20 protein-coding genes are annotated in these 11,766 nt (G+C 73.6%); all 20 read left to right on the forward strand.

Annotated features, from left to right (window positions below; genetic code table 11):
• Window positions 1-128 precede the first annotated feature (128 nt).
• The 20 genes from HEP81_RS40235 (at window position 129) to HEP81_RS40325 (ending at window position 11,673) form a co-directional block, all read left to right on the forward strand.
• The gene (locus tag HEP81_RS40235) at window positions 129-623 is read left to right on the forward strand and encodes a hypothetical protein (protein WP_037663166.1); all 495 of its coding nucleotides are present in this window, start codon (window positions 129-131) and stop codon (window positions 621-623) included.
• Entirely contained in the window at window positions 607-1,047 is a 441-nt protein-coding gene (locus HEP81_RS40240) for an RRQRL motif-containing zinc-binding protein (protein WP_338058784.1), read from the forward strand. The genes HEP81_RS40235 and HEP81_RS40240 overlap by 17 nt, the downstream gene beginning before the upstream one ends.
• 136 nt (window positions 1,048-1,183) lie before the next feature.
• The gene (locus HEP81_RS40245) at window positions 1,184-1,780 is read left to right on the forward strand and encodes a hypothetical protein (protein WP_051850664.1); all 597 of its coding nucleotides are present in this window, start codon (window positions 1,184-1,186) and stop codon (window positions 1,778-1,780) included.
• 87 nt (window positions 1,781-1,867) lie between these two features.
• On the forward strand, window positions 1,868-2,335 hold the full coding sequence (locus HEP81_RS40250) for a Pycsar system effector family protein (RefSeq protein ID WP_037663164.1): 468 nt from the start codon (window positions 1,868-1,870) through the stop codon (window positions 2,333-2,335).
• Window positions 2,332-2,463, forward strand: coding sequence for a hypothetical protein (locus tag HEP81_RS42260; protein WP_272924171.1), 132 nt, complete (start codon window positions 2,332-2,334; stop codon window positions 2,461-2,463). Before HEP81_RS40250 ends, HEP81_RS42260 begins: the two co-directional genes overlap by 4 nt.
• A 3-nt stretch (window positions 2,464-2,466) precedes the next feature.
• Window positions 2,467-3,042 (forward strand): hypothetical protein, encoded by a 576-nt coding sequence (locus HEP81_RS40255; RefSeq protein WP_037663161.1) that lies wholly within the window; start codon window positions 2,467-2,469, stop codon window positions 3,040-3,042.
• A gap of 108 nt (window positions 3,043-3,150) precedes the next feature.
• The gene (locus HEP81_RS40260; RefSeq protein ID WP_037663158.1) at window positions 3,151-3,531 is read left to right on the forward strand and encodes a hypothetical protein; all 381 of its coding nucleotides are present in this window, start codon (window positions 3,151-3,153) and stop codon (window positions 3,529-3,531) included.
• Window positions 3,532-3,627: 96 nt separating this feature from the next.
• Window positions 3,628-4,320 carry a hypothetical protein gene (locus HEP81_RS40265; RefSeq protein ID WP_037663156.1) on the forward strand — a complete coding sequence of 231 codons (693 nt, stop codon included), beginning with the start codon at window positions 3,628-3,630 and terminating at the stop codon, window positions 4,318-4,320.
• 96 nt (window positions 4,321-4,416) lie between these two features.
• A complete protein-coding gene (locus HEP81_RS40270; RefSeq protein ID WP_157854657.1) occupies window positions 4,417-4,986 on the forward strand; it encodes a hypothetical protein in 570 nt (189 codons plus the stop codon).
• Between the two features lie 93 nt (window positions 4,987-5,079).
• Window positions 5,080-5,883, forward strand: coding sequence for a hypothetical protein (locus HEP81_RS40275; RefSeq protein WP_051850663.1), 804 nt, complete (start codon window positions 5,080-5,082; stop codon window positions 5,881-5,883).
• Window positions 5,884-5,945: 62 nt separating this feature from the next.
• A complete protein-coding gene (locus HEP81_RS40280) occupies window positions 5,946-6,362 on the forward strand; it encodes an NUDIX domain-containing protein (protein ID WP_037663153.1) in 417 nt (138 codons plus the stop codon).
• A 103-nt stretch (window positions 6,363-6,465) separates the two neighbouring features.
• Window positions 6,466-6,762, forward strand: coding sequence for a hypothetical protein (locus tag HEP81_RS40285; protein WP_037663199.1), 297 nt, complete (start codon window positions 6,466-6,468; stop codon window positions 6,760-6,762).
• 89 nt (window positions 6,763-6,851) lie between these two features.
• Window positions 6,852-7,532 (forward strand): GGDEF domain-containing protein, encoded by a 681-nt coding sequence (locus HEP81_RS40290; RefSeq protein WP_037663151.1) that lies wholly within the window; start codon window positions 6,852-6,854, stop codon window positions 7,530-7,532.
• Window positions 7,529-7,990, forward strand: a complete 462-nt coding sequence (locus HEP81_RS40295; RefSeq protein WP_037663150.1) for an ASCH domain-containing protein — start codon at window positions 7,529-7,531, stop codon at window positions 7,988-7,990. The genes HEP81_RS40290 and HEP81_RS40295 overlap by 4 nt, the downstream gene beginning before the upstream one ends.
• On the forward strand, window positions 7,987-8,553 hold the full coding sequence (locus tag HEP81_RS40300; RefSeq protein ID WP_037663149.1) for a WhiB family transcriptional regulator: 567 nt from the start codon (window positions 7,987-7,989) through the stop codon (window positions 8,551-8,553). Before HEP81_RS40295 ends, HEP81_RS40300 begins: the two co-directional genes overlap by 4 nt.
• Entirely contained in the window at window positions 8,553-9,416 is an 864-nt protein-coding gene (locus HEP81_RS40305; RefSeq protein WP_037663146.1) for an Lsr2 family DNA-binding protein, read from the forward strand. The genes HEP81_RS40300 and HEP81_RS40305 overlap by 1 nt, the downstream gene beginning before the upstream one ends.
• 2 nt (window positions 9,417-9,418) lie before the next feature.
• Window positions 9,419-9,913, forward strand: a complete 495-nt coding sequence (locus tag HEP81_RS40310) for a hypothetical protein (protein WP_037663144.1) — start codon at window positions 9,419-9,421, stop codon at window positions 9,911-9,913.
• A gap of 10 nt (window positions 9,914-9,923) precedes the next feature.
• Complete coding sequence (locus tag HEP81_RS42475; protein WP_244312129.1) at window positions 9,924-10,640, forward strand: hypothetical protein; 717 nt, start codon at window positions 9,924-9,926, stop codon at window positions 10,638-10,640.
• Window positions 10,641-10,702: 62 nt separating this feature from the next.
• Window positions 10,703-11,308 carry a hypothetical protein gene (locus tag HEP81_RS40320; protein WP_037663143.1) on the forward strand — a complete coding sequence of 202 codons (606 nt, stop codon included), beginning with the start codon at window positions 10,703-10,705 and terminating at the stop codon, window positions 11,306-11,308.
• Window positions 11,305-11,673 (forward strand): hypothetical protein, encoded by a 369-nt coding sequence (locus HEP81_RS40325; protein WP_157854656.1) that lies wholly within the window; start codon window positions 11,305-11,307, stop codon window positions 11,671-11,673. The genes HEP81_RS40320 and HEP81_RS40325 overlap by 4 nt, the downstream gene beginning before the upstream one ends.
• Window positions 11,674-11,766 lie beyond the last annotated feature (93 nt).

Below are 11,766 nucleotides of genomic sequence, written 5' to 3' on the forward strand. Positions count from 1 at the left end.
GCTTCGACGGCTCCACTGGCCCCCGAGATGTTGAAGCCACCTCGGGGGCCGGTGAAGAGGCCGAAGCCTCCCCCGGACCTCACACGCCAGCGATCCGTCCGGGCTCCCCATCGAGGAGAGGACCCATCATGCCGTCATACGGCGAGCAGCCCCAGCCCACCTACTACCCCGAGCCGCTGCCGCCCCAGTACGGGCAGCCGCCCGTCCCCGCGTACGGGCAGCACGTCGTCCCGCTCCCCCAGGGCGCGGTCGTCTACCCGCCGACCGCCGGCCTGGACGGCGTCGTGATGATGCCCGGCCCGAACGGACACCCGGTCGCGTACTACACGGCGCCGCCCGCCCCGGCCCCGCAGCCCTACGTCTCCCCGCTCCTGGTGAAGGCCGCCCTGGTCGCGTTCATCGTCGGCGTCGCCGGGGTCGGCATCTACTTCCTGGCCGCCGCCATCCTCGAGCTCGCCAAGGCGCTCGCCATCATCGCCGGTGTCGTCCTGGTCGGCTTCGTGCTGCTCAAGATGCTCGCCACGGGCCCCGGCCGGGGCGGCTCGATCAACGTCAACGCCCGCGGCCGCGCCCGCGTCCAGGTCCACACCGGCCGCGGACACAACCGTGGCCGCCGCCGCTGAACCTGCGTCCCCGCCGGCCGTCCGGGACGTCGACATCTACGCCGACCCCACCGGCGCCCTCCCCGTGCACCGCTGGAGGCAGGCCCCGAAAGGGCTCGCGACCAGACGGCAACTCAGGGAGCGGCGCTTACGGCCCGGCGGCCAGGACCCGGTCGCCGTCATCGAATGCCGGGGCGGCAAGCGCAAGGCGTGGCTGTACGAGATCGCCAAGGCCAAGCCGATACGGCCGATGACCTTCGCCAAGGAGCTCGCGCTCGACAAGGCGATGGCCGCCCGCCAGACCTGCCCGAAGTGCGCGCGCCGGTACTACCACTGCCTCCCTCTGCGCACCCTCGGGTCCTGCCTGGAGTGCCACGACGGCACCCCGGCCGCGCCCGGCAGCTACATGCGCCCGCCCGGCGAGCGCCTCGCCGTTGCGGCCTGAACACCCCTCCCGCGTCTGCCGGTTGCCTGATCCACCCGCCCATCGGCGGGTGGTGAAGGGGAGTCGGTGAGCCCGGCCCGCCCACGTACAGCACCACCTCGTCCCGCAGCCGTCGACCACCGTGAAGGAGAACCCGGTGAGCGAGCCCGACAAGTACGACCCCGACCCCGCCGTCCCGCCGCTGGACACCATCGACGACAGCCAGCGCATCCCGCCGCCCCGACGGCCGGCCCCGCCCCGGCCGCGCCCGATCAAGGCCACCGACGACATCCCGCCCGGCGCCATCGCCGCCTTCGGCATCGTCGCCCTGGTCGCCCTGCTGCTCACCCTTAAGTGGGGCATCCCCAAGGGCATCGACTGGTACCACCAGCAGGACTGGGCGTGGTTCACGCAGTGGACCGCCACCATCGCCGACCCCGTCCACGCCTACCTGAGCGCGCACACGGTCGGCCTGCCGCTCACGGCCACCAGCGCGTTCGTCATCTGGCAGGGCGTCGGCATCGTCTCGCTGGCCCTGTCCTGGCTCACCGGCGCCGTCGGCGCCCGGCTGACCTGGACGGCACACGGGGCCTGCTCGGTGTTCATGGTGTGGGAAGCCGCCCCCGCCGCCGGCCGCCCCGTCGCCGCCGCCCTCGCGGTCCTGGCCTGGACGATCGGCAGCCTCTTCGCCCTGCGCGGCCTGTCCCTGCGCCCGCTGATCCACCTGCACAACCACAACCATCCGGCTCGCTGATCTGACGGCTGCCTGATCCACCCGCCCCGCCCTGCGGGTCGGGTGGTGACGGGGAGCCGGACAGCCCGGCCCGGATGGGAGTCGCACGTGACCACCGCCCCCCTCACCATCAGCGGCGACCGGAACCGGGACGCCGCCTGCGCCACCGTCACCGGTGAGATCGCCCGCACCGACAGCAAGGCCAGCCTGCTGCTCGCCTTCGACGGCGCGGTCCTCGCCGGTCTGGCCAGCCTCGCCGACAAGGACCTGCCCGTCTTCACGAAGGTCGTCGGCGGCCTGGCCGTCCTCGCCCTCGCCGCCGCGGCCGTCTTACTCCTCTTGGTCGTCCGGCCCTGCCTCGCCGTGGGCACCGCCGCGCCGGGCACCTTCCCGCAGTGGGCGCGCCTGGAGGACACCGAGCTCGAGGTGGCGATGGAACAGGACCACCGTCTGGCCCGCATCAAGGCGCTGTCGATGCTCGCGGCCCGCAAGTTCCGCCGCCTGGCCCTCGCCGTCGACGTCATCCTCGCCGCGCTCGCCCTGCTGACCGTCGCGGCGATCGGGGCGCTGGTGTGAGCACCGCCGCCAGCTTCGTCATCAGCTACGCCAGCATCGCCGGCGCGCTCGCCATCCCGTTCGTGATCGCCGCCGCCCGCCGCACCGCCGCCCGCATCCACGCCCAGGCCGACCAGAAGGAGCAGTAACCGATGGCCCTCACCCTGTTCGCCCGTCGCCCCGAGCCCGTCGAAGCGCCGGCCCCCGAGCCGTGGCCCGAGATCGGCGAGACCTGGAAGCCCGAGGGCGTCACCATCGCCCAGCGCTACTACAACCAGGCCAACTCGGTGGTCCTCGTCTACACCGCCGACGACGGCCCGCACGGCACCTACTACTCCGTCGCCTGCCTCGGCTGCCACTACGCCACCCGCGAGAACGGCCAGCGCACCTACAACACGCGCTACGGCCTCGCCGACGCCGCGAAGGTCGCCAACGAGCACGCCACGACCTGCCGGGCGCTGCCCCGCGACATCCCCGCCCGCCCGGACGACAACACCGTCCGCGAGCGGCTGCACTCCTGGGTGTGCGGTGCCCGCCACCGGGACAAGGACGTTCAGCTGTGTGTCTCCGACCTGGACCTGATCCGCCTCACGCTCCAGCGCACCAACGCCTGGATCGTGGACGTGCTCCAGCAGCTGGTCGTCGACCAGCCGGACGTCGCGCGCATCGAGCGCAGCGAGTACAGCGACTACGTCTCCTACTACGCCCGCCGCCTCCCGGAGAACTGACCGGCGTTCTCCGCGCGTCCCCGCCCGCCGCACGTCGGCGGCCGGGGGCGACGCGGTGTCCGCCCGGTCAGCCGAGACCGGACGACCGGCCCTCCCCCGGAGGTCACCGTGTCCCTCGCCCGCCGCTCCCTCATGGAGGCCGCCGCCGCCCGCTTCGGCTGGCGCCGCGCCTACGGCGACACCACCGCCGTCGACGAGCTGCTCACCGAGCAGACCGAGATCGCGTACACCGAGGCCGCCGACCACGCGGCCCTGGCGACCGCGAAGAACGACGACGTCCTCTCCGTGCAGCCCGGCGTCCTGGACGTCCGCGGCCGCGTCCTCGCCGACGTCCTCTACCTGGAGGGCGTCCTGGCCGGCGCCCGCAACCGCGGCCTGCCCCCGGAGCTCATCGAGGGCCTGGAGGACGCCGTCGACCACGGTCACGAGCTGACCGTGCTGCTCGCGGACACCGTCCGCACCACCGCCGCGCTCCACGCGGCCAGTTGAGCGCCCGGGGCGGCCGCAGGCATCGAACCCGGCCGCCCCGGAGCACGCCCCTTCCCCCACCAGAGCGCATCCGACAGAAGAAGGAGCACCCCCATCATGAACCGAGCTGTTCGCCGCGCCGCCATCGCCGTCGCCGACGCCGCGACCGAGGGCCTGGACATGGTCACCGTCGTGATCGGCGGCGCCATCGGCGCCTGGGCGGGCTACACCTACTCGCCCGACACCTGGTCCGGCGACTGGCGCCTGGCCTTCGCCGGTGGCGTCGCGGTCGTGGCCGCCGTCGCCGTCAACTCCCTGGCCGAGCTGTTCCTGACCCCGCTGCGCCGCCTGCTCACCAAGGCCCGCAGCACCGCCCGGCCGACCGCCCCGCGCAGGAACACCGCCCCGGCCACCACGCTGGACGAGGCCCTCGCCCAGGTCGTCGTCGCGACCGAGGAGGACGCCGCGCACCGCGCCGCCAGCGCCGCCTTCCGCATCGACGACAGCGACAACTTCCTGCGCAGCGAGGACCGGTGGCGCGGCTACGAGGACGGCGAGGCGTCCTTCTACCTCGCCCCGGGCGTGGTGCTCCACCACCGCGCGGACAGGGACGACTACAAGCACCACTTCACGCTGCTGACCGGCGACGGCGAGGAGCCGGTGGTCATCACCGGCATGGAGCAGATCCGCCACCGCCTCGCCGCCCGCGCCGCCGGCCTCCCCGCCGTCCCGGCGACCGGCGACACCGAGGACACGGTCGCGGACACGATCGCCGAACTCGACAACCACCTCAAGGCGCTCGAAGCCTGACGGGCTACCCGTTCCGCCCCGGCCCTTCCCGGCCGGGGCGGTGCAGTGGCCAATCAGCCCACCCCGTGATCCCCCACCGAGAGGACCGCATCGACCATGCCCGCGACCAGGAACAGGCCCTCCCAGCTCAGCGTGCTGCGCTACGGCGCGTTCGTCTCCCGCACCGCCGAACAGCGCGTCACCTCCTACGCGCCGACCGTCCGCAACCTGGTCCACGACCACTTCGGACGCCGCCCGCTGGGCGCGGTCACGATCATCCTGACCAAGCCGCGCCTGCTGCTCTCCCTCGCCAACGAGGCGCAGGGCGAGGCCGCCGGCGTCCCGGAGAACACCTGGAAGTCCGTCGGCGTGCAGCAGAGCATCATCGGCAAGCCCACGGACTTCCGCGTCGCCACGGTGATCGCACCCAAGGGCGCGATGTGGATGCTGATCAACGCCCCGAAGATGCGCGACCCCAAGCAGCTCAAGCTGAGCCTGCTGCGCGGCTTCGTCGAGGTCGACCAGCTCATCCGCTCCGGCGCCCGCGACAACCGCGTCGCCTGGGTCCGCCACGAGATGAAGGTCAACCCGCTCAGCAAGCGGCAGGCCAACAAGCTCCAGGCGCAGATCCTCGCCGACGGAGCCGAAGCCGAGCGCATCACCGCGGACCTCGCCCGGCGCATGTGATCTGACGCGCCGCCGTGCCGCCCCGGCCCCTCCCGGCCGGGACGGTGCGGGGGCACGTCAGCCCACCCCTTCCTGACCGACACGGAGGAAGTCATGGCACGCAGCGCCCGGCCCGTCGTCCACTACATGGCGACCCGGCCCGACGGCACCGTCCCGCCCACCTGCAACCACCTCGCCCGCTACTACAGCGGCCTGGGCGAGACGATCCCGACCGTGAACCTCGCCGACCACATCGGTGAGACCGTCGACCACCCCAGCCCCGGCGAGAAGTGGTACACCGACAAGCCGTTCTCGTACTTCCACATGTACACCCGGCCCGGCGAGATCCTGGAGCGCCTGGAGGTGGAGGAGCGCTGGCCGGTGAGGCTGTGGGAGGTCGAACCGCTCGGTGAGACCGGCAACTGGGGCAACGACTTCGCCCCGTACTGGCTGATGTCCCACCAGATCCGCGTCGTCCGCGAGGTCGAGGCGTGGCGTGCGTTCGGGCACCGCGGCATGCAGGTCCTGGCGACCCTCGCGCAGCTGCCCGACCTCGCCCGGCAGTGGACCGAAGAGTGGACCGCCGACCCCGAGGGCACCCGCCGCACGTATACGGCATGGGAGAAGCGCGTGGACCACACCCGGGCCCTGACCGGCTGGGCGTTCTGCCGGGCGCAGTACTCCCGCCGCGAGGCCGGCCTCCAGGCGGCCAACGAGCTCGCCGGGAACGCCGCCGCGCAGGCCGCGACCGCCGCCGGGGCTGACCCGCACGCCGTCGCCCTGATCCAGCTGCGGGCCCGCTGCCTGGTCGCCGGTCAGCTCATGTTCGACCGGATCCGCACCGGCGAGTACGAGCAGTCGATCCGCGGCCTGCTGCTCGGTGCCGGACTGGAGACCCCCGCCCCGGCCCTGGCCTGACGTCGTTCCGTCTCGCCCCGGCCGCCCGGCCTGGGCTCCACTCCGAGATCAGGAGGCACCTCTTGAGCACCGACACCACCCCCGAGACGATCCGCTACACCGCCGACGTCGTCCTGTTCGCCGACCGGCACGTCCTGCTGATCGAGCGGGGCTGGGACCCGCACGCGGGCTGCTGGGCGCTGCCCGGTGGTCACGTGGACGTGGGGGAGACCAGCCTGCAGGCGGCCGTGCGCGAGCTGGAGGAAGAGGCCGGCATCACGGTCCCGGCCGCCGACCTGCTGCAGGTGGGCGCCTTCGACGCCGTCGGCCGTGACGCGCGCGGCCGGTACGTCAGCGTCGCCTACACCGCCACCCTGCCCGCCCTGACCGAGCCGGCGGCCGGGGACGACGCCACCGCCGCCCGCTGGTGGCCCCTGGCCGCCCTCCCCGACCTCGCGTTCGACCACGCCGAGATCGTCGCGGAGGCCGTGAAGCGCTGATCCCTTCCGCGTGAGCGCGGCGTTCCTCCGTGCCGCCCCGGCCTCACCGGCCGGGGCGGTCGCGGTGTTCCGCCACGACCAGCGACAGGAAGGAGAGGGCGTCATGCCGCTTCGCTACTTCGAGGTTGACGTCCCGACCAAGCACAACGACCAGCCGGGGCAGCGCATCCACATCTTCGTCGGCCTGGCCGACGACCCCCTCGCTGCCCGCAACGCCGCACACGACGCGTACGCCAAGGCGCGCCTGTTGCACCAGGCCGGGCAGGAGATCCCGCACGAGTTCGTCAGCGGTTGGGGTGCCCGGGGGCTGCGGCCCGACTGGGACCTCGACTGGAACAAGGCGACGGCCGCTCCGTGGGTGAACCCCCACGGCCTGTTCGGCACGCGCCGCACGTTCTGAATTCGCCCCGGGACGGCCGCCAAAGGCCGGAAAACCAGTCGGCCGCCCCGGGCCACCCACCCCGTACAAGACGAGAGGGAGAGACCAGTATGGCCTCCACCGTGCGCGTACAGGCCCCGATCGGGCAACGCGCCCTGTTCATCACCACGCTCGCCGTGCCGCTGACCGGCTGGACCGTGCACGCGGTCAGCCTGCACCGCAAGCTCGCCGCCGCCCGGAAGGACCCGCTCACCGGGCTGCTCGGGCGCGACGGCTACACGGCCAAGGCCCGGCAGATCACCGACCGGTACGGCGACGCCGCCGTGGTGGTCCTGGTGGACCTGGACCACTTCAAGCAGATCAACGACGGGCCCGGCGGGCACGCCGCCGGTGACCGCGTCCTGGCCGCCACCGCGGCCCGGCTCACCGCGTGGGCGGGCAGCCGCGGGGCGGTCGGCCGGCTCGGAGGGGACGAGTTCGCCGTCGCGGTCCGGATCGGTCGGGCCCGCCGCGCGCTCCGGCTCGCTCAGCTCGCGCAGCTGCTCGCGCAGCCGGTGGAGGTCGAGGACGGCGTCCTGGTCGACGTCGCCGCGTCGGTCGGCGCGGCCTGCTCCGACGTCCTCGGCACGACGGACCTGAGCGTGCTCCAGCGGGCCGCCGACGCCGCGATGTACGCGGGCAAGCACACCGGCCGCGCCGTCCTCGCCGACCGTTCGCACGCCGTCGTGCCGTCCATCAACGGCCGCCGCGCCGGACGGTCGGGCACCAGCACCCTGGGGCGGGCGGCATGAGCGACACCACGACCGCCGCCGACCCGGGCACCTGGATCCGGGGCATCACGATCCGGCAGCCCTGGACGACCTGCATCCTCGCCGGGAAGGACGTGGAGAACCGGCCGGCCGCCTGGTCCTGGCGCGGCCTGGTGCTGCTGCACGCCGGGCAGGCCACCGAGCGGGCGCCGATGCGCGACCCGCTGGTCGCCACCGCGATCCGCGGCCGCGAACTGCACACCCGGGCCGTCATCGGCGTCGCCCGCCTCACCGACTGCCACCAGGACGCCGCCGGCACCGCCCCGTGCTCCCGCTGGGCGCAGCCCGACGCGTTCCACCTCGTCCTCGCCGACGTCCAGGAGCTCGCGCTGCCGATCCCGTGGCTGCACGGACAGCTCGGGCCGTGGCGCCCGCCGCAGGACCTCGTGGACCAGGTCCTCCTCCAGCTCCCCCACCTCGCTCCGGAGGCCACCTCATGAGCGGCAATGGCAACCGCACCGGCGTCCCCAACGCGCCGGCCATCGTCCTCGCCGACGACCGGATCCCCTTCCCCGAGACCGACCAGGTCCTGCGCTGCCGTACGAGCCCGGCCCTGTTCCAGATCGAGGACATCCCCAACACCGACCAGGAGCCCCGCGCCCGGGAGAAGGCGCTCGCCAAGGCCAAGCACGCCTGCTCCGGCTGCCCGATCGTCAAGGACTGCCTGAAGTGGGCGCTGGCCAACCCCGCCCTGACGAAGACCGGGGTGTGGGCGGCGACCACCAAGCGCGACCGCACGCAGCTGCGCAAGGACCTCGTGGCGCGGCTCGGTGAGGACTGGGTCGGCGTGGTGGCCGAACAGGACCGACTGCGCAGGGAGCGGCAGCGGGCGGCCCGCGTCGTCCCGCCCACCGTCCGCGAACTGGCCCTCGCCCGCCTGGAGCTGGAGGGCATCCCCACCCGGCCCGCGCCGTACAACCGCTGGAAGGAACCCATCACCCCGGCGCAGGCCGCGTCGAACCTGCGCGTGCTGGCACTGGTCGCCAGCGGCAAGGCCGCGTGATGTTCACCGACTGGACCGAGGCCCTCGAAGCCGAGTCGCTGCCCCTGGACCCGAACCCGGCGCAGCAGCTCGCCGCCGCGGCCCGGGTCACCGCCCGCAGCTCCCGCGACAAGGACGACATGGCGTTGCTCCTGGACGTCCTCGGGCTGCCCACCGACACCGACACCCTCACCGCCCTGCTCCCCCTCCTCCCGGAAACCGGAGACGCACCCACCATGACGAACACCCCCGCCGCCGCCCCGGCCCTGTCCGCGTTCGAGGCCATGGCGATCTCCATGCACAACAACGGCGACTCCGAGCAGACGATCCGCGAGGCCACCGGCCTGAGCGAGACCGAGCTCAGCGACCTCATCGCCAACCAGGTCCTCGGACTGCCCAGCGAGGACACCGACACCCCGGACGCCAGCGCCCCGGCGATCGACGTCCCGGTCGTCGCGCTGCCCGTCACCAACGCCGTCCAGGAGCTGCTCGACTGGGCGGCCGCGCACCCGGCCGCCGGAGTCCGCAGCCGCGCCGCCCGCATCACCGCCGACCTCTGCGAGCTGTCCGAGCGCCGCGACAGCGAGGCCGCACAGCGCGAGGCGGAGGAGAAGGTCGCCAAGGCGCGGGCCGACCTGGAGAAGGCGCAGGAGGAGCTGCGCACCGTGAAGGCCGGCACCCGCACCACCACCACGGCGGCCGCCGCCGCGCCCACCCCGATCCGCGCGGGCATGGGCAGCGGCCGCACCCGGGAGGAGCTCGCCGCCGTCCGGGCGTGGGCGCGCGAGCACGGCCACAAGGTCGCCGACCAGGGCATGGTGCCCAAGCGGGTCCTGGAGGCGTACGACGCCGCGCACCAGGCGCCGGTCCGGAAGGCCGGCTGACTGTGGCCGCCGACGACGCCATAGCCCTGGACGGCTTCCTGGACGAGGAGACCGTGCCCGGCGACCTGCACGGGTCGACGGCGCGGTTCCGCCTCACCGTCTCCCCCACGGACGAGCGCGCGGACGAGATGATCCTGCCCTGCAGCGTCGCCGACTCCGAGCTGGCGCACGCGGTCATCCACGACCTGGTCCCCGGCGACAAGCTCCGCGTCACCGGCTACCTCCGGCTGCCCCGCACGCCGGACGAGCCGATGTGGCTGGCCGTCAACACGCTCGCTGTGCTGGAGACCGCGCCGATGCTCTCCGACCCGGCCACCGTCGCCACGGCCGTCATCGAGCGCAAGGGACCGTACGTCTGCTGGTTCGACGCCGAAGACTCCGGCGAGGTCCCGGTGTGGACCGAAGCGGGGGTCTGGGTCGGCACCGCCGGTGACCCGAGCGCGCTGGGCGAACTGATCAAGGCGTTCGAGCAGCGCCAGGCCGCCGGCGGCGAGTAGCGGAGCCGCCGTGCCCATCCGTCCCGAGAACCTGCACCGCTACCCGCGCGACTGGAACGAGATCAGCGCGCGGATCCGGTTCGAGCGGGCAGGCGGCCGCTGCGAGTGCACGGGCCACTGCGGCCTGGCGCACCCGGGCGGCCGCTGCCCCGCCGTCCATGAGGAGATCCACCCAGACACCGGGTCCGTGGTCGGCCTCACCACCGCCCACCTCAACCACACCCCCGAAGACGTGCGAGAGATCAACTTGCTCGCCGCCTGCCAGCTCTGCCACCTGCGGATCGACCACGGACACCACCGGGTCACCCGCTCGATCACCCTCGCCGCCCGCGCGGCCGCCGCCGGACAGCTCGGACTCCTCCCCGAGACCGCGCTCACCCGCACCGAGCCGCCCACCCCGCCGCGCCCCACCCGGGGCCGTGCCCCCGCGGCCGCGCTCCACCAGCTGCCCTTCCCCGAACCCGAACAGGAGACGAAGCCCATGGCCCGCATCAGCGTGAAGGTCACCCCGCTCCACCCCGACGGCACCGAATGCACCCACGCCGTCCGGCCCTCCGGCAAGCCCCGCGACCCGGACGCCGGATGCGCCGGCCGCCGCAACTACGCCGTGGTGTGCAGCTCCTGCGGCCGGGTCGGCGAGCCGCACGGCCTGCGCGTCCTCGCCGAGCCGGAGCAGAGCAAACACCGCGACAGCCACAAGGCCGCGCTCACCCCGGCCTCCCGCTGACCCCCACCCGCCCGGCCGCCGGGACCACCACGGTTCCGGCGACCCCGTCCATGTGAGGGCCGATGCCCACCACCATCTTCGACGTCTTCGACCAGTTCACCCGCCGCACCGCCGACGTCACCGCCCAGCTCACCACCCTCGGCATCCCGCTCACCGCACCGGCCCCGCCGCCCGCCGACCCCAACCCGGCCGACCCGTGGGCCAGCAACTACCCGGTCCCGGTCGACCGATCCACCCTCGCCTGGTGCACCGCCGTGACGATGCTCGCCAACCACCACCACACCGGCATCGACCACCAGGTCCTCGCCGCCGACGCCCTGCTGCGCGAGCTCGGAGTCCGCGGCCTCGCCCAGCTCCACTCCGACCTCCACCACGGCTCCCCCATCGACTACCGCTACACCCGCTGCCCGTACTGCTCCGGCATCGGCGAGGACCCCACCCAGCCGACCTGCGGTGAGGTCGGCTGCGCGCCGTGGTTGGAGTTCGCCGGACACGATCACGTGTGCCCGGTCTGCCACAGCGACGACTACCAGCCCCAGTGGTTCGCCGAAGAGCAGATGACCGAACTCGAGGAGCTGCTCGCCGACGCCATCGAGGAGCGCGAGGAGCGCGCCTCCCTCCGCTACCGGATCCGGGCCCGGCTGTACCGCCGGACGGTCCGATCGTGACGGCCCGCTTCCGACGCTGCGGACACGGCAGCGGACCGATGCACCCCGGCGACCAGAAGGCCGTCGCGGAGTTCGCTGCCATGCTCGCCGCCCGCCAGAGGCCGGCCCCGTGGACCGGCCGCGGCGACGTCGCCGTACGGATCGGCGAGCACGGCCTGGAACGCGGACGCCCGCTCCCCGACCAGCAGCCCGACACCGACCCCCTCGCCCTGGTCCTCATCCACCCCGACACCGAGACCGCCCTCACCGGCACCCTTCACTGCGCCCAGACCCACATCCACGGCGCGTGGACCGACCCCTACCGACTCCTCACCCACGCCCTCGCCGGGCGCGACCTCCCGCCCGGCATCGACCTGAGTGCCTGAGCACACGAAGCGGCCCTCGCCGTCCCGGACCTCCATCCGGGCGGCGAGGGCCGCTTTTTTGCGTTCAACGGCGAAGATCCAGGCTCGATGGTG

Origin of the sequence: Streptomyces griseofuscus (assembly GCF_014673495.1) — a bacterium.
GTDB lineage: Bacteria > Actinomycetota > Actinomycetes > Streptomycetales > Streptomycetaceae > Streptomyces > Streptomyces murinus.

Excerpts from the sequence above, each read along its gene's own strand:
- HEP81_RS40235 (WP_037663166.1), top strand. The coding sequence starts at position 129 with ATGCCGTCATACGGCGAGCAGCCCCAGCCCACCTACTACCCCGAGCCG.
- HEP81_RS40255 (WP_037663161.1), top strand. The coding sequence starts at position 2,467 with ATGGCCCTCACCCTGTTCGCCCGTCGCCCCGAGCCCGTCGAAGCGCCG.
- HEP81_RS40265 (WP_037663156.1), top strand. The coding sequence starts at position 3,628 with ATGAACCGAGCTGTTCGCCGCGCCGCCATCGCCGTCGCCGACGCCGCG.
- HEP81_RS40270 (WP_157854657.1), top strand. The coding sequence starts at position 4,417 with ATGCCCGCGACCAGGAACAGGCCCTCCCAGCTCAGCGTGCTGCGCTAC.
- HEP81_RS40275 (WP_051850663.1), top strand. The coding sequence starts at position 5,080 with ATGGCACGCAGCGCCCGGCCCGTCGTCCACTACATGGCGACCCGGCCC.
- HEP81_RS40285 (WP_037663199.1), top strand. The coding sequence starts at position 6,466 with ATGCCGCTTCGCTACTTCGAGGTTGACGTCCCGACCAAGCACAACGAC.
- HEP81_RS40290 (WP_037663151.1), top strand. The coding sequence starts at position 6,852 with ATGGCCTCCACCGTGCGCGTACAGGCCCCGATCGGGCAACGCGCCCTG.
- HEP81_RS40295 (WP_037663150.1), top strand. The coding sequence starts at position 7,529 with ATGAGCGACACCACGACCGCCGCCGACCCGGGCACCTGGATCCGGGGC.
- HEP81_RS40300 (WP_037663149.1), top strand. The coding sequence starts at position 7,987 with ATGAGCGGCAATGGCAACCGCACCGGCGTCCCCAACGCGCCGGCCATC.
- HEP81_RS40305 (WP_037663146.1), top strand. The coding sequence starts at position 8,553 with ATGTTCACCGACTGGACCGAGGCCCTCGAAGCCGAGTCGCTGCCCCTG.
- HEP81_RS40320 (WP_037663143.1), top strand. The coding sequence starts at position 10,703 with ATGCCCACCACCATCTTCGACGTCTTCGACCAGTTCACCCGCCGCACC.